This window comes from Vibrio breoganii (assembly GCF_001677275.1).
GTDB lineage: Bacteria > Pseudomonadota > Gammaproteobacteria > Enterobacterales > Vibrionaceae > Vibrio > Vibrio breoganii.
This window is the reverse complement of the sequence record NZ_CP016178.1, coordinates 629,498-646,439: the sequence shown is the minus strand read 5'-3', so window position 1 is coordinate 646,439 and position 16,942 is coordinate 629,498. Positions and strand designations below refer to the sequence as shown.

Sequence of the window (16,942 nt, the reverse complement as noted above, 5' to 3'; positions counted from 1 at the left end):
CTGATATGCGGCCATACTACTCAATCACAGCCAATTATACTTACCATTAGACGTCATCAAGATTAAAAACCAGTACCGTATCAGATGGTATTTTGGCTCATCGCTTTACGCGTGGAGGTAATCACTTCATCAAAGAAGTGCACCACTTCCCCTTTGTTTAACCAATCGGGTTTAAAACGAAACTCGCTCCAATTACTCACCTTATGCCAAGTATTATCCAAGGCAGGGCCATGCACATATAACACAGCGATCAGCAGACACTGGCAAGCACTAATAAAAGGATTCTTAGGTGAGAATACTTTAAGGGCAGTGCCAAAAGACATCTTTATGCGCCTATTGGCCAAATCTACGCTATATAACTCATCTAGCACAAGATGGACTACCCCACCAAAGCAGATGAAGGCGCCAGAAAGCCATGCCGTCACATCGCTATAACCGAGCAAAAACACCAACCAGACTATAAGCAGCCCTGACATCGCAATGAACGCCAATGAATGGCAAGAGCCCCGGTGAACAGTGAGCTTCTCTAGCATTGCTTTTAAGTTGTAGCGAATGGATAAATAGCAAAACAGGCTATAAACAATCAGCTCCAGCATGGATACCGTAAGATAAATATGACCCACGAAGCTGAAAGTGGTGAGCGCTCCAAACAAGCGAAAGAGCGTACTCATAGAGGTTGAGTTATCGGAATCGATATCAGGTAACAAGCCACCTATCGTACCTAACAGTATCAACCATAGTGCGGTAATGGGTACAATGTGCCCTGCCGAAAGCAGGGCTGTCGCCGCTAAACTACTCGTCAGCGCGGCTGTTCCAAGATGTGTATTGAAATTAGCCACTGTAATCACATTTACAAAGACAGCTATATCATCAAGACCTAAGGGCTCTCCCTATTAATAACGTCTTGTCTAATCGCTATCTTTGCCTTTTAAAACTGGATAAATAAACAGTATACATCCTAAATGAATATAACTGTACTAAATCACAGTAATATAGTCATCAAACCTTTTAACTGCGGTATTTTTGATCAGTTGTCTTTGTAACTAATACTCCTAAACACGTTTTTCACTAGCGGCAGTGAGACCTAAAGTCATTAAATTAAGCGTTGTATAATTGCAGCAGATCCCATTTGTTTCCATAAAGATCTTGGAATACCACCACTGTTCCATAGGCTTCTTCTCGCGGCTCTTCATTGAAGGTAACCCCGTTGTCTTTCATTAATTTATAGTCACGCCAAAAATCATTGGTTTGTAAAAACAGGAACACACGACCGCCCGTTTGGTTGCCAACCGCGTGACGTTGTTCGTCAGTAGAGGCTTGAGCAAGAAGCAGGTTTGTACCATTTGAGTTTGGCGGAGAGACTTGCACCCAGCGTTTACCATCACCCAAGTCAGTGTCTTCTACTAATTTGAATTGAAGCTTTTGGGTGTAAAATTCAATCGCATCGTCATAGTTTTCCACGACTAATGCGATGCTTCCAATTTGCTGCTGGATTACTTGAGACATTAAAATTTCCACTATAAAGAATATCGATATCGTCTATCGAGCTGCGACGATAGCCAAGCAGGGAGTTTTCGACACTTGACCCCAATAAGCAAGGTGTTTATATTTACGCCGCCTACTGGGCACACCCTAAAATGCACATCGCTATCCTGCCATCACTGGTGCATTTATATTGGTGTTAAGTCATTTCATGTTAACAAAAATTCGTTCTTTTACTCGCGAATCTGGTGCTTTAATGCATCTTTCCATTCCTATAATTCTGACTCAAATTGCAACTCAAGCTATGGGGTTTGTTGATACCACTATGGCTGGTCAAGTCAGTCCCGCTGATCTTGCGGCCATTGCGCTTGGAACGAGTCTCTGGATTCCAGTTTTGTTGCTACTAAGGGGCGTCATAATGGCATTAACCCCTGTCGTGTCCTTTCACCGAGGTGCTAAAGACTTCTCTAAAATCTCTATCGAGTTTTTTCAAATGGTATGGCTCGCACTAATCGCTAGCCTATTGCTTATCCTTTATCTCTTCAGCGCTAAGCCAATATTGGATTGGATAGGCGTAGCTGCTGAGATCATACCAATTGCTAGTGACTATGCCTTTGCACTTGCCTTTGGCGTTCCGGGTATCGCTCTATTTTATACGCTCAACGGATTCTGTGAGGGTATGAACAACACCAAAGTACCCATGATTGTCTCGGTGATAGGATTGTTAGTGAATATTCCCGTTAACTACATACTAATTTACGGCAAGTTCGGATTCCCTGAGTTTGGTGCCGTGGGTTGTGGATGGGCAACGAGTATAGTGTACTGGTTGATGTCTGTTTCGTTGTACTGCTATATCAAACGTCATCAACACTATAAAAACATCTTTTGCTTCACGGACATAACACCTAGATTGAAGGAGATGCTCCATCTTCTGAAGTTGGGTTTGCCTATTGGAATGAACATCGCCGTTTGTGGCAGCATCTTTGCGGTTATTGCATTACTTATTGGTCGCATAGGCGCTGAAAATGTTGCGGCGGCACAAATCGCACTGAATATTTCAAGCATGACCTATGTTATTCCAATGAGCATATCTTTTGGCATCACTATTCGAGTCGGTCATGCATTAGGAGAAAGAAATGAATCCAATGCCATTCAACGCAGCTCAATAGGTATAGTAGTGGCAGGGTTAGTCTCTCTGCTGTCTGTTACAACGCTATTATTGTTTCCTGAGTCCATTATTAGGCTGTATACCTCGGATCCTGTCATTAGCGCAACAGCAGCAACACTGCTCACCTTGACTGCGATGTATCAATTCAGTGACGCGTTGCAAACGTCAGCCAATGGCGCACTGAGAGGATATAAAGATACAAAAGTACCCATGTTTTTAGCCATTGCCTCCTACTGGGGACTCGCCCTACCCTTGGGTGTGTTACTTGGCCTAACGGATCATATTGTACCCGCAATGGGCGAGACCGGCTTTTGGTTTGGAATTGTCACTGGACTCACAGTGGCAGCAGGATTGATGCTTTTACGTCTGCGATATGTTATCAGGTCTAGAAACTCGCAACCGCTGATCGTTGCAACAGTAAACTAACGTTATAAAGCGCGAACTGTCAGCCGATAGTTGGCGCTTTTCATTTTCATTCGGCGCAAAACAGATTAGGCAGTCTGTGTGATAATCTGTAAATAAAATATGCTAGTCTTAGCTCACCCCTATCACGAGACATTCACTATCATGAAAATTTTCAGTAACTTCGAAAGCGGCAACATCAATGTTGTATCAGCAGATTCTTCACAAGACATTCAACTTACTATACCTGCCGATAACCAAACCGAAATTTCACAATGGTTTCACTTTCGTCTAGAAAGCGAAGCACAACAAGCACACCATTTTACCATCAGTGAATTAGCGACATCCGCGTATCCTGAAGGCTGGAGTGACTACGATGTGGTTGCTTCTTATGATCGTGAGGAGTGGTTCCGTATTCCTGCTCAGTTTGATGGCAACGCACTAACTTTTGATATCATTCCAGAACACGATTCTATGTACTTTGCGTATTTTGCGCCGTACTCATACGATCGCCACCAAGACCTTTTGCACAGCGCACAAACCCACACGGCGTGCAAGCTAGAGACACTTGGCCATACGCTTGATAACAACGACATCAGCTTACTGACTATCGGTGAACCAAGCCCTGAGAAGAAAAACGTTTGGGTCATTGGTCGTCAGCACCCTGGTGAAACGATGGCTGAGTGGTTCATCGAAGGCTTCTTACAACGCTTGCTTGATGAAACCGATACAGTGGGCCGTTCTCTAATGGATAGTGTTGTGATTCGTGTTGTTCCCAACATGAACCCAGACGGCAGTATTCGCGGTCACCTTCGTACCAATGGTATAGGCGTTAACCTTAACCGCGAATGGCAAACGCCTTCAATGGAGCGTAGCCCAGAGGTATTCCTAGTTAGAGAGCGCATGCTAGAAACGGGCGTAGACATGTTTTTGGACATTCACGGTGATGAAGCGATTCCCTACAACTTTGTTGCAGGTAGCGAAGGCATCCCTTCTTACGACGAACGTATCGCGCGTTTAGAGAAGCACTTCAAACAGGCACTGCTTACCATCACCCCTGAATTCCAAGATGAAGTAGGCTACGACAAAGACGAGCCGGGTAAAGCTAACCTTACAGTGGGTTCAAACTGGGTAGCAGAGCAGTTTAAATGCCTGTCTTACACCGTCGAAATGCCGTTTAAAGACCATATCAGCCATGCCGATGAGCTGTACGGCTGGTCTCCAGACCGCAGTGTTGCTTTTGGCCACGACATGCTAGCCGCTGTTTGGGCGACAGTTTCAGAGTTGTAATCTCTTTAGATACAATCAAAAGGGCCTGATAGCATTATTGATATCAGGCCTTATTTCTATGTAAACGTTACACAATTCTTTCTATTTAACTTCGTATCTCAACAACACTTCATTATCCAAAACCACATTGGTTGACCATATAAAGCTAGCGCCCGCTCCGCTGAAATTTTCGATAAAGTTCATATAGGCTCTCTTGTTGTTTACACCAATTTCATCTTCTGTGTAGAGGCTAGCCTCGGGCCAAACGCATTTCTCAGAAGTTGTTCTAAGAAGTGATTCCCCCGACTCTATTCACCCAGAATTGTCTGGGGACAATAGGGGGTGTTTTGGGTGGGGAGCTTACTGGTGAGATAGAAGACTAGGAACGCGCTATTACACATACATTCCTAGTCGATAGAGATGAGGGGGGCTTAATCTAGGAGGCTGTCTTGGTAAATCATTTTTTTACTCATTCCCCCATCGACGACCAAGTTATGGCCATTAATAAAGTCATTCTGTGGGTGCGTTAGAAAAAGACACGCGTTAACCACGTCTTCAGCTTTACCTACTCGACCTGATGGATGTTGTTGATGATCAAAACTATCTAATTCGTCATACCCTTGCACTTGAATCCAACCAGGACTCACCGCGTTAACGGTAATGGGGGTTTCAGACAAAGAGATAGCCATAGACTGTGTCATAGAAACCACACCACCTTTTGATGCACCATACGCATCCCATCCCGATTCATTTTGGTTCCCGCGCGTAGAGGCTATGTTGACGATTCGTCCGTAAGATTGAGCATGATTCAATTCGATAAATCGTCGAGAACAAGCAAACGCCCCCTTGAGGTTAACGTCAATCACACGTGAAAACTCTTCAAACGTCAGTTGCTCAATAGGCTTGCTAAAGTTGGCTATCGCACCATTATTGATGAGTACATCGACCTTGCCGTACCGGCTTTTGATCTCGTTAAAAGCTTGATCTACCGACTCAGGTTTTCCTAAATCAACAAGGTGAAATTCGACATATGGATTCTGGTTGGGGGCAATGTCGAATACGATAACTTTTGCTTGTTGCTCAAGGTAAGCCAGGGCTAGGTGTTGGCCAATACCCTTGCTACCGCCGGTAATCACGACCACTTTATCTTTATACATATTGCGTTCTTAGTTGTTTTTAATAACCACGATTTTAGAACTAAAGCACATAAAAAAATAGGTTAGGACATCGGCACCCCGCCACATCGCGCCCAAAGCAGCCGATTAAACCGCCGCTAATGTGGAAAGACAGTAAACTATTCAGCGAAAGCATAGCTGATCACTGGATTTGCTCGTACGCACGCTATAAAGGAAGTTCGGTTCACCCGGTAAATCGATACCTGAAGTTTTTTCTCATACCATTTCGTCAAAACTTACCAGTTAATGTCCACATCACTTCTTTATCATCGTTTTGGGGTTCGCGGTCCCTTCCATTATCGTTCAACAGAGTTTAATGGTGACACCACTATCTTTCATATCAAGTGTCCATCATGTCGTAGCCGTGATGTCATAAAAAAGGGAGCAAGCTCCGGCGATTTATCGCTACACCAATAGGCACGAAACCTAGGGCGCGTTGATCTTTCATGAGTGTTTTTTAAACAGCATGGTAAAGGGGAATAATTTGCTTCGCCAAAAGTAAAACCATAACTAAAACCAAAACCGATGTATTGTTGAACACGAAATGTACAGCAAAGAACAACACGCCCTAGTATTGCTGACGAAAGAGTGATGCATCATTTTGATGTCATGGTCATTTGTCGCCTTCGATTTGGGCTGTCGAAATGCTGTTAGCTTAGTTGTGAATTAATCGTTGCACAATTTGTGCTACCTATCTACGTAGCTCGACCCGTTGTAATTTCTGTCTACAAGTTCAAACTCCTATGTTTTTTGAGAGAAATTTAGCTCGCTATTTAGGTTATCAATGAGCAAAACAGAGAAGATAAAAGAGTCATCAGAGACCGTTGCTGTCTCTAACTACCTAGTGTTGGGAGGCGTTATGAAAAATAGAAAATTTGGCCAGGTAATGTCATTTAGCAGACTGTTTTCATTCATTTCCTTTCTATCAGCCACGCTCGCATGGATCTTAAGCATATATGCGGTGTTCGCCATTTCTGTCACATCTCTTGTTGTCAGTGCCGCTCTCTATATAAGAGATAAGCAAGCTTAAACAAGCGTTAGAGCGCCTTGGCGCTCTATTATCAATGCTCTAGACAACTCAATAACCGCTCTTCAAACAGGTCGTCTCCTTTATCGAATATCAGCTCTAGACGGCTCTCAAAGCTTTCATCCAATTCGTACTCAGTTAGCCCGTCACTTGTCGAGTTGTAACCGAAAATACCGCTTTCAGTAATGAACACCGCTTTCATACGCTCTATCTTGAGTTCGCCCAAAAACTGTAGCAATTTTTGTCGATTAAAGATTTTATCTGGGGCAATTCGCCAACCGACACTATAAAACCCGTCTCCTTTGTTGGTCGCTTTTAACATACCTTTTTCAGGTATAGGTTGTTCTGGAGCAGCTGATTGATCAGTGCGTTTCTGCTGAAAAAGATGCGATTTTTTCGCTGGTGGAATAGAGTGTTTCCCTCAAATTCATCCAAGGCAACAACGCCATGCTCAGCAAAGATCACGCGTGTGTCGGGTAAACCTAGCTTATGGACGTAAGCTTTAAGATTTTGTTCATCCCCCTCAAGGTAGAGGTCGCGTTTGTTCCCCACCACCGTATCAGCGATGGTCATTTGCTGGTTAAAGATATCATGATCGGTGTACCTTGAATCAGATAACTTGCGTGCATCAACCAAGGTAATATTCTTACGCAGATCAAGGATTTGGCGATAGTAATCTGTAGATAATACTTCAAGCACTTCTTTGGGGTGACCAAGGCCTGTGGGTTCAATCAACAATCGGTCTGGCCTGGCTTCGGACAAGAGTTAATTAAGAGCAATCTGCATCGGTAAACCTGCTGTACAACACATACAACCACCACGAACCTCGCGAATATACACCTCGCCGTCTTGGTTTTGCTTACCTCGCAACAAGCTACCATCGATGCCAATCTTACCAAACTCGTTGACCAACACGGCCCAGCGTTCATTATCAGGTTTATTCGCCAATAAGTGCATTATTGCAGATGTTTTTCCAACACCAAGAAAGCCAGTGATGATATTGGTTGGCACCCTAGAAATCAGTGCCTTATTAAAATTCAATTTCCATTCTCCAAAAGATTGCTCTATTCATTTATCTAAACAAAATCCAATGTCAGCAATAATCGTTTCTCATTTACCCCAACCTCTGGAGAACGATGTACTAGCCCTGTGTTTTCATTACCTTCCCAACCACTGCCTTTAAGTAACGCGACATCTCCCGCTTTTAACTGCTGGATTGACGAGTCTTGACTAACTAGTCCCGACAAGTGGTCCGGTTGTCCAAGGCTACCAGCTCCAAGCTTAGTGCGGTCAATACCCTCATTCTTAAGCCACTCTGTAGCGCTACCAACGTAGGTCGTAACCAGTCGACACGGTATGTGATCAACGTGAAATCTGGGACACATTGGATTATCTAAGCTCGTTAGCCTCAGGCCGACATCGTTCACATCAAATAGACAGCAAAACATATCGACGATCAAAGCGATGTCTTCGGCAAGGGCTTGTGCACATGCATATCCGTCCAGTTTATTTTCAATCCACTCGGCAACACTGTCTGGGGTAACAGTTTGTACCAACGCGATAGGCTCTCCCTCCGACAGCATTTGATTTATATCGTCTGCCATCGTCTTAGGAAACGTGCGTTGCCATACCGCAATATTTTGTGGTGCTTGATAGATATTGGTGAGAATGCTCGGTTTAGTCTCTAGAAATGATGGTGCTTCTGAGTGTATGGGCTCTGGAGTCGCAACTATATCTAAACTCATTCCTTGCCTCCCGGGATGGCTAATGTTGCTTCAGCTTGAGTGTTTGTGGCTAGTCATCGATGACTTTAAACCCTAATGCTACGTTATAACATAACAAATAAAATTTTCAATTCTACCTTACCAATGGTTACCAACCCCACGCCTCTGCAGATATAGAGAGCATTCTCTTGCGAAAAATAACAGAATATTTTATTGACATTCACCTGTTCCTTATATAGAACGTTCTTTATAGGGAACATAGAGGAGGCATTATGGATCAGCCAAACCTTGCTGTCTTAGGACGCAACATTCAGCAGTTACGCCAAGCCAAAGGAATATCACTGTCGCAACTAGCGTTAGATGCAGGTATAGCTAAGTCCAATCTGTCTAGATTAGAAAACGGCAGTGGCAACCCTACCCTAGATACAATCTGGCGATTGGCGGTGCAACTTAACGTTCCTTTTGGCAGTCTGGTTGATTCAGTCAATATCCCCATAGAAGATAATGGCGTGTTGGTACAGCTGATAGAGCAAGGTCTCGATGAACCCAAGGTAGATGCGTACTGGATGTCTTGCGCCCCGGATACCAAGATGCAGTCTAAGGCACACTCAGTTGGTACCTATGAGACAATTAGTGTCATATCAGGTGAAATCGAAACAGGCGAGCTGGGAAACACCAAGCTTCTGCGTGCCGGAGACATCTATCGTTTTCCTGCAGACCAGCCTCACCTTTATCGAACTACCAAAACAGGAGCAACGCTTTTAGTCACCATCAATTATGCAAGCAAGGAACAAGCTCATGAGCGCAAATAGTGAAGCATCAAGCTGGAAGCCTTGGGTTGCAGGTGCAACGGATGCCTTAGCTCTAATGGGTGGCTATGTCTCTGTCGCGATCTCTTTTGGGGTTATAGCACTGCAGTCAGGGTTCAGTGTTTGGGAAACCATTGCCATCTCTGTGTTCATTTATGCGGGGGCATCGCAGTTTTTGTTTGTTGCCATGGTTGCTTCGGGTGCACCACTATGGCTGGTGTTGGTCATGACACTGCTGATTAATGCCCGACATGTGGTCTATGGACCCAATATTGCGCCTTACCTAACTAAGAGCCCATGGTGGCTCGCCCTTCTTCATGGTTTGACCGATCAGATCTTTGCTCTAGCACACACCCGCCTGCCGCAACTTACCCCGAGCGATCGCCTTGGGTGGTTTGCAGGTGCGGCCTTATTGGCGTGGTTTAGTTGGATTGGCGGCACTGCTTTAGGCGCCATTGCGGGTGCAGAGCTTATTGCCAAATGGCCTTTATTGGGTGAGGTATTACCCTTTGCCCTGCCCGCACTGTTTTTGGTTCTACTAGCGCCAAAGTTCAACACCTTGCTTTGGACTATTTCATTGGCGGGTACCAGCTTAGTCGCACTTCTTTTAAAGCTTTATGGTTACCCCAATGCCGCGATCCCGTTGGCTGCACTGTGCGGCGCTCTGCTGTATTACGCAGTGAGGGGAGCATCAATCGCTAAGGAGAGTGACCATGGATAAATCATTATGGTTGGTCATGCTATTGATCGCAGCGGGAACCTTTGCGATGCGTGTTTTACCTATGCTGTGGATGTCTCGACGTATGAAAGATCGTGACCAAGGCAGTTCATTAAATAACATCCCTACTTGGCTTTCAGTGCTAGGACCTACAATGATAGCCGCCATGTTTGGCACATCGTTGATCCCCACGACGCCATCGGTTATGTCTTGGTTGGCGACTCTTGTGGGAACACTATTTACCCTACTCATTTGGTATTGGAAACGATCGCTGGGTTTGCCGGTACTTGCTGGCGTAGCCATATACGGCGCTATCATTTATGTGGGAGGGTTAATGTGATGCCGGATGACAATATAAGTGATCGATGCCGATAAGGATTGTCCAGTTTCAATAAAGTTTGTTGTGAGCCCCTAAAGGTATAGTTAGCCGGTTGTGATTTTACCGGCTACAGCTCTAGCACGCTTTTGGACAAAAACGTTTCAGAGGCTTTGCTAAATTAGTAAGTTATGGATAACTAAAAGTATCGAAAGTTGCTTAACTTGGTGTCCAATATTGATGGTGCAGATTACTTAGTGGTCTTTACAGAATAATTTATTTACAAACACTCATTCCTTAAGAGTTTCTTAAGTTTCGCGTTTTATTTTGTTAATAACTACTCAAACAAAGGAAGCGCTCATGAAACACCATGCACAAACTTCTGCAGATGGCTTTACTTTAGACATCGTTTATCCAATGCATCCGCTTTGGAGCCAAGTTATCGAGCATGTTTCTCAGCGTTATCAAGAAGCATTCTTTGCCGAGCTCAAACAGTTTATGCCGGCGTATTTAACCCTCATTGAAGGCGGCCAAATTGTTTCCGTATGCGGCTTTCGCATCGCCGAAGATGAGCCTTTGTTCCTTGAACAGTATTTAGAAGACGACGCCCAAAAGCTGGTTTCTAACGTATTTAACTGCGACGTAAAACGTTCGAACTTAGTGGAGTTTGGTCACTTGGCGTCTTTCGCTAAGGGCATGTCATCTCTGCACTTTTACCTCATCGCAGAAATGCTGGTCAACCTCGGTTTTGAATGGTGCATCTTCACCGCGACAGACCCACTTCACGCCATGATGGCGCGCCTAGGATTGGAGCCTCATATCATCGCGCAGGCCGATCAAAACAAAGTCCCCGATGCCGAGTCCACTTGGGGGTCATACTACGAACATCAACCGCGTGTGTTAGCTGGCAATTTGCAAAAAGGACTCGAACGTCTTCGATTAGTCCAAGAAAGAAAACGCAAACAAGCCTAGATAGAAAAGTAAACGTCGTTAAAACCGCAAACACAACCAGAACAACTTGGTTAAACACAACGCCAGAATATAGGTGAAGTATGAATATTCTCCTCGATGTCATTACAAAATGGGCAAAAACGACACCAGACCGAGCAGCACTTGTCGGCTACGAAGCGAATCAAACGGTTGAACTAACTTACTCTGAAGTGTTAAACAAGATCGAACTCGTTGCCGCCGAGCTTATTGCACAGAACATCAAAGCACTCGCGCTACGCGCAGAAAACGGTATCGATTGGGCCATTGTTGATTTGGCGGCGATGGCGGCAGACATAGTCGTCGTACCTATTCCGACTTTTTTCTCTGATGCACAAGTTGAACATACGTTAGAGCAATCAGGCGTCGATGCTTTAGTCGGCGATTGGCAAGCATGGTTGGCTTCTAATCCTAAGCAAAGCTTTAACCAGCAAGACCATCCGTTTTCCATTGCAAATTTGCCTTTGCTGCGTCGTAGCCAGTTGAGAGATGAAGATACACAGGTAGCTTATCTACCAGAAACCGGAAAAATCACATTTACGTCTGGCTCGACTGGTCAGCCTAAAGGCGTGTGTTTAAGCAATGATCATTTGTGTTTGGTGGCGAAATCGATCGCCGACGCAGTAAACGGCACGGCGCACTCACACTTAGTGCTGCTTCCGTTATCGACGCTTCTCGAGAACATAACCGGCGTTTATGTCCCACTCATGTTGGGCGTGACGTCATATATTTTACCCGGAGAGCAAACCGGCTTACTCGGTTCAAGCCAATTCGAACCGCATCTGTTTGCACAAGCATTAGCGACCATCAAACCAGAAAGCTTAGTGCTAACACCGGCTTTATTGCTTGCGCTCATTCATATCGCGAAACAGCAGCCCTCTCTTGTGGATTCTCTAAAATTTGTTGCTGTTGGCGGCGCAAGAGTGTCGTCGCAACTGATTAACACCGCGCATGCGCTGAACATCCCTGCGTTTGAAGGTTATGGCTTGTCTGAATGTGGCTCCGTCGTTTGTTTGAATACACCAGCCGCATTTAAAGCAGGAACGTGTGGCAAACCACTTCCCCACGCTCAGATTCGTATCGCGGAAGATGGTGAACTGCTCGTCAAAGGCAACGTTGCTCTTGGTTATTTGAATGAGCCGTTTACTCAAGAATGGTTAGCGACTGGCGACTTAGCCCAAATTGACGCACAAGGCTTTGTCTCTCTCTCGGGGCGTAAGAAAAACCTTATCGTCACCGCGTATGGCAGAAATATCTCACCGGAGTGGATTGAATCAGAAGCGTTGGCGTTTTTGCCGATGACGCCACTAATCGTTACGGGCGATAGCCAACAAACATTATGTGCCGTCATTGCCAATAGCGAAGACGTCGAAGCAAAGGTTCATGCATTAAACCGAACCCTACCCGATTATGCTCAAATCCGAACCTTATTGCTGCTGGACAACCCACGAGCCATCTCTGGTTGGTACACGGATAACGGCAAGCTCAAACGAAATCAAATTGAACATGATGTGGCTCAGTTATTAGCGTGCACAACGCCTGAATTAACGCTGCAAGCGCAAAAGATCCAACGCATCGATTTGCCCTTCCAGCAACACATTACGTCTTTCCAAACTGCATCTTAGTTAACGGCTTCTTAAGGAGAAGATTATGACTTTATTTTTCGAACAACTCAAACAAAGCACTGCCGCTGCTCAACAAGCAATGTTAACTGCGCCAGTCATTGCAGACGTTCAACAAGGCAGCATTTCCAAAGATATGTATATCGCCTTTCTAACCCAAGCTTACCATCACGTTAAGCACACAGTTCCCTTGCTGATGGCGTGTGGAGGCCGACTATCTGGCGAATACGAATGGGTACGAGATGCCATTGCCGAGTACATCGAGGAAGAGAAAGGCCATCAAGAATGGATTTTAAATGACATCAAAGCTTGCGGCGGCGATGCCGAAGCAGTGCGCAACAACAAAGATGTAGGTCAAGTAGGTGCACCGATTGAACTGATGGTTTCCTACCTTTACCACAACATTGACCGCCACAACCCACTCGCGCTGTTTGGCATGGTGTGGGTATTAGAAGGCACCAGCGTCGGCATTGGTGGCCAAATGGCTGAAAAAATCCAGTCAACGCTAAGCCTACCGCCTTCGGCAATGACGTACCTAGTTTCACACAGCGTGTTAGACCAAGATCATCTGCAATTTTTTGAATCACTGATGAACAAAATCACCAAAGTGGAAGATCAACAAGTCATCATCGACTCCGCAAAAATGGTGTTCGAATTGTACGGACAAATGCTGCGTTCTTTGCCTTCTTTCTCAACCCAACAAGCGGCGTGAGGTGAAGCATGATCATTAACAACAGAACCATTCTCCTGACAGGCGCAACGGGCGGAATTGGGCAAGCCATCGCGCAAGAGTTAGCAAAACGCGGTGCCAGCCTTATTCTTGTTGGGCGAAACGAAGAGAGCTTGCAAACACTACAGAGTGAACTGTCGAATCCAGAACGCCATAACCTAGTCGTTGCAGACATCACCTCATCAGAAGGACTAACTGCGATTAAAGATCGAGCGCGCCAACATCAAAAAGTGGACGCACTAATTAACAATGCGGGCAGCAACGATTTCTCGTTGTTAAGTCACAAGCGACCAACACAGATTGCAGACGAAATCCAACTCAATCTCGTTGCGCCGATACTGCTCTGCCAATCGGCGTTAACGTGGTTAAAGCAGCCTGGGGTGATTCTCAATATTGGTTCCACATTCGGCTCAATTGGCTACCCAGGCTATACCTCCTATTGCGCGGCAAAAGCGGGGTTGCACCGTTTTACCGAATCGCTCGACAGAGAGCTGTTCGCAACCGGAATCCGTGCGCTGTATTTGGCACCAAGAGCGACAGAAACCTCGCTCAATAGCGATGCCGTCAATGAAATGAATCGACAGCTGGGTAACAAAACGGACTCCCCGCAAGTTGTTGCCAATCACGTTGTCACCATGTTGGAAAAAGAAATTTCCGCGAAGTGGATTGGTTGGCCAGAAAAGCTTTTTGCACGCATCAATCAACTGCTTCCAAGCGTGGTTTCTTCTGCGATTCGTAAGCAACAAGAAACCATCCACCAATACGTAAACCGAGTCAGTCATTGAAGAGGACATGGACGATGAATACCAAACAACTACTTTGCGCTTTGACGGTTTGTTCAACGTTAGCTTCGACCGCTGCGTTGGCAGGTAATACTCCACTGCAACAGGTTCAAAAGAAATGGGCGGAATGTCAGTACAGCACGCCCGATGGTGACGAAAAGGAGCAATGCTTCCATCGTGCGATTGCCAAAACCAGTATTTATCTCGACAGAGAACCGGGCAATCCCGAACTCACTGTTTGGCTGGCAATCAATAAAGCATCGCTGGCTGGTGCTCAAGGTGGCTTGGGTGCACTATCACTCGCCAAAGAAGCCAAATCTTTACTCGAAGGGGTAATCGCAACTTCACCGCAAGCGCTTGATGGATCTGCATACACCAGTTTAGGTTCTTTGTATTACAAAGTTCCGGGGTGGCCAATTGGCTTTGGTGATGACGATAAAGCCGAAGAAATGTTGAAAAAAGCGTTAGAGATCAATCCAAAAGGCATCGATCCGAACTATTTTTATGGAGACTTCCTTACAGAAGAAGGTCGAGACAAAGAAGCGAAATTGTATTTGACTCGCGCAATGCAAGCATCACCTCGCCCTGACCGACCTTTGGCGGATAAAGGTCGAAAACTGGAAATTGAAGCGACTCTTGGGAGACTGAAATAAACCATGCGCTTATTACTCGTAGAAGATGACAAACTACTCGGTCAATCCATGGTGACTTCATTAAGTCGCCATGGATACACCGTGGATTGGGTGGAAAAAGGGTCTGGCGTGACTAGCGCACTCAAAACAGAAGCGTTCACTGCCGTGATTTTGGATCTCACTCTCCCCGATATCGATGGATTGGAAGTTCTGCGTAATATTCGCAAAGGCGGCTTTAAGCTCCCAGTGATGATACTTACCGCACGAGACGACATTCGCGATCGCGTTCAAGGCCTCGACGGCGGCGCAGATGACTACCTCGGAAAACCGTTTGCACTCGAAGAGTTGCTCGCTCGCTTGCGTGTGTTGATTCGCCGTCAATCCGGTAGTGCAGAAGAAATCATTCAAGTTGGACAGTTATCTTTATCCTTATCGGAACAAAGCATTCGCTACGATGACGCGCCGCTTAAACTCACACGCAATGAATTTAAAATCCTCACCAGTTTGATGACGAACGCCGGACGCGTGCAAAGTAAGGAGCAATTGCAACAATCACTACACGGCTGGGATGAAGGTTCAAGCGACAACGCTATCGAAGTTCATATTCACAATTTGCGTAAAAAAGCGCCCAAAGTGGTCATTAAAAATATTCGCGGTGTGGGGTACATTCTTGAAAGATAAGAAATCGTACTCGATCAAACGTCAGTTAACTCTATCAGTAGGCGTGTTGGTAAGTGTTCTCTTACTCATCTCACTTTATTTCAGTTTCCAATCTGCGAAGCACGAGGTCGAAGAAGTTTATGACGCTAGGCTTGGACAATCCGCAAAATTAATGTTGCTGACGCTCTCAATTTCAACGGAAGAGAGGACTCTCGCTAACCATCGAGAACTATTTAATGAGTGGATGGAAAACATTGAGTCAATGTCAAAGTCTGACGATGACAATGTCACAACGTTCGGCCACCCTTATGAACAAAACTTGGTTTTTCAATTCTATCGAGACAACACACTGCTCTGGAGCTCTGATCAAACCTTGCACGCACTCTCCACGTCCTTTGATAATAACGGCTACGCTGATATCGTAAAAGACGGTACACAATGGCGTACATTTCAGATTTCACTGCCACAAAAAAAACATGATAATGAATACGTCGTGGTTGCAGAAAAATACAAGATACGTAAAGAGATCATCCACGAAATTGCCCTATCCACATCAATAGAACAATTGCTGATACTACCAACTTTGTTACTTTTGCTGTTTTGGTTGATCGATAAACATTTCCGACCGATTAACGACCTGCGCACCGCCATCACACAAAGAAACGTACACCGATTAGAACGCATTCATGTAAAAGACAACACAGTTGAACTCGCACCACTTGTCGATTCGCTCAACTCTCTCCTCTCTGAACTAAAGTTAGCCTGGCAAAGAGAGAAACGCTTTACACGTGCTGCAGCGCATGAACTAAAAACCCCACTAACAATCCTTCGTCTTAACGTAGAAAATGCACTTGAAAGTAATGATCCGGAGCAACTGAGAGGAGATTTACTCAACATTCTGCAAGGCATTGAACGCACTGACCGCCTTATCCATCAGCTACTGACTTTAGCTAAAGTAGATAGCTTATCAGAACGTGTATTCGACACCGTTGAACTAACCCCTTTGTTGCAAACCGTTGTTGCTGATTTGGCACCGTTAGCATTGAAGCATAAGCAAGACATCAGTCTATCATCTTCCAACATCGCTATACCAGGAGATCGAATGTTATTAGAGGTGTTATTTCGTAACCTCGTCGATAATGCGATTCGTTACTCCGGCGAACACAGTGACATCCAAGTTAGCGTCATAGAGAAAAATAATACAATCAAAGTTTTAATTTCCGATACTGGCCCAGACATCCCGAAGGAAACTCGTGAAAGAATCTTCGAACAGTTTTATCGGGGTCATTCCGAACATGGCGACGGTGCGGGTTTAGGGATGTCAATTTGCAAAGACATTACTGCACTACACCGTGCAACACTTGAGCTTATTCCCAGAGAAAATCGTAGGAATACGTTTATAGTAGAGTTCCGGCGTTTTTCAAGGTAGTTGTCGCCTC

16 protein-coding genes and 1 pseudogene are annotated in these 16,942 nt (G+C 45.2%); 12 read left to right on the top strand and 5 right to left on the bottom strand.

From position 1 onward, the window contains the following. Positions 1-80: 80 nt before the first annotated feature. Positions 81-839 (bottom strand): metal-dependent hydrolase, encoded by a 759-nt coding sequence (locus tag A6E01_RS15855; RefSeq protein ID WP_017028166.1) that lies wholly within the window; start codon positions 837-839, stop codon positions 81-83. Between the two features lie 259 nt (positions 840-1,098). After that, on the bottom strand, positions 1,099-1,506 hold the full coding sequence (locus A6E01_RS15850) for a VOC family protein (protein ID WP_065210688.1): 408 nt from the start codon (positions 1,504-1,506) through the stop codon (positions 1,099-1,101). A gap of 187 nt (positions 1,507-1,693) precedes the next feature. On the opposite strand from A6E01_RS15850, the gene A6E01_RS15845 reads away from it, so the two are divergent. Both A6E01_RS15845 and A6E01_RS15840 read left to right on the top strand, forming a co-directional pair. Beyond that, the gene (locus A6E01_RS15845; protein ID WP_065210687.1) at positions 1,694-3,076 is read left to right on the top strand and encodes an MATE family efflux transporter; all 1,383 of its coding nucleotides are present in this window, start codon (positions 1,694-1,696) and stop codon (positions 3,074-3,076) included. Between the two features lie 141 nt (positions 3,077-3,217). Then, positions 3,218-4,342, top strand: coding sequence for a M14 family metallopeptidase (locus A6E01_RS15840; RefSeq protein ID WP_065211024.1), 1,125 nt, complete (start codon positions 3,218-3,220; stop codon positions 4,340-4,342). A 410-nt stretch (positions 4,343-4,752) separates the two neighbouring features. Here A6E01_RS15840 and A6E01_RS15835 read toward each other — a convergent pair whose 3' ends face one another. The 3 genes and pseudogenes from A6E01_RS15835 to A6E01_RS15820 all read right to left on the bottom strand — a co-directional run bounded on the left by A6E01_RS15835 (position 4,753) and on the right by A6E01_RS15820 (position 8,268). Beyond that, a complete protein-coding gene (locus tag A6E01_RS15835; RefSeq protein WP_065210686.1) occupies positions 4,753-5,478 on the bottom strand; it encodes an SDR family NAD(P)-dependent oxidoreductase in 726 nt (241 codons plus the stop codon). Between the two features lie 1,079 nt (positions 5,479-6,557). Continuing rightward, positions 6,558-7,564, bottom strand: a pseudogene (locus A6E01_RS15825) (CobW family GTP-binding protein). A gap of 35 nt (positions 7,565-7,599) precedes the next feature. Then, positions 7,600-8,268: a DUF1826 domain-containing protein gene (locus A6E01_RS15820; protein WP_065210684.1), complete on the bottom strand. Its 669-nt coding sequence runs from the start codon at positions 8,266-8,268 to the stop codon at positions 7,600-7,602. A 251-nt stretch (positions 8,269-8,519) separates the two neighbouring features. Here A6E01_RS15820 and A6E01_RS15815 point away from each other — a divergent pair, with 251 nt between their 5' ends. The 10 genes from A6E01_RS15815 (at position 8,520) to A6E01_RS15770 (ending at position 16,932) form a co-directional block, all read left to right on the top strand. Then, complete coding sequence (locus tag A6E01_RS15815) at positions 8,520-9,059, top strand: helix-turn-helix domain-containing protein (RefSeq protein ID WP_065210683.1); 540 nt, start codon at positions 8,520-8,522, stop codon at positions 9,057-9,059. After that, entirely contained in the window at positions 9,046-9,777 is a 732-nt protein-coding gene (locus A6E01_RS15810; protein WP_065210682.1) for an AzlC family ABC transporter permease, read from the top strand. The genes A6E01_RS15815 and A6E01_RS15810 overlap by 14 nt, the downstream gene beginning before the upstream one ends. Beyond that, positions 9,770-10,114 (top strand): AzlD domain-containing protein, encoded by a 345-nt coding sequence (locus A6E01_RS15805; protein ID WP_065210681.1) that lies wholly within the window; start codon positions 9,770-9,772, stop codon positions 10,112-10,114. The genes A6E01_RS15810 and A6E01_RS15805 overlap by 8 nt, the downstream gene beginning before the upstream one ends. A gap of 336 nt (positions 10,115-10,450) precedes the next feature. Then, the gene (locus A6E01_RS15800; RefSeq protein ID WP_005464330.1) at positions 10,451-11,062 is read left to right on the top strand and encodes a thermostable hemolysin; all 612 of its coding nucleotides are present in this window, start codon (positions 10,451-10,453) and stop codon (positions 11,060-11,062) included. 80 nt (positions 11,063-11,142) lie between these two features. Then, positions 11,143-12,702 (top strand): AMP-binding protein, encoded by a 1,560-nt coding sequence (locus tag A6E01_RS15795; protein WP_065210680.1) that lies wholly within the window; start codon positions 11,143-11,145, stop codon positions 12,700-12,702. A 25-nt stretch (positions 12,703-12,727) separates the two neighbouring features. Further along, positions 12,728-13,411 (top strand): TenA family transcriptional regulator, encoded by a 684-nt coding sequence (locus tag A6E01_RS15790; RefSeq protein WP_005380662.1) that lies wholly within the window; start codon positions 12,728-12,730, stop codon positions 13,409-13,411. Between the two features lie 8 nt (positions 13,412-13,419). After that, positions 13,420-14,214 (top strand): SDR family oxidoreductase, encoded by a 795-nt coding sequence (locus A6E01_RS15785; protein WP_005380660.1) that lies wholly within the window; start codon positions 13,420-13,422, stop codon positions 14,212-14,214. Positions 14,215-14,228: 14 nt separating this feature from the next. Then, a complete protein-coding gene (locus A6E01_RS15780) occupies positions 14,229-14,864 on the top strand; it encodes a tetratricopeptide repeat protein (protein ID WP_065210679.1) in 636 nt (211 codons plus the stop codon). Positions 14,865-14,867: 3 nt separating this feature from the next. Then, positions 14,868-15,524: a response regulator gene (locus A6E01_RS15775; protein WP_005393404.1), complete on the top strand. Its 657-nt coding sequence runs from the start codon at positions 14,868-14,870 to the stop codon at positions 15,522-15,524. Further along, a complete protein-coding gene (locus tag A6E01_RS15770; RefSeq protein WP_065210678.1) occupies positions 15,514-16,932 on the top strand; it encodes a sensor histidine kinase in 1,419 nt (472 codons plus the stop codon). The genes A6E01_RS15775 and A6E01_RS15770 overlap by 11 nt, the downstream gene beginning before the upstream one ends. Positions 16,933-16,942 lie beyond the last annotated feature (10 nt).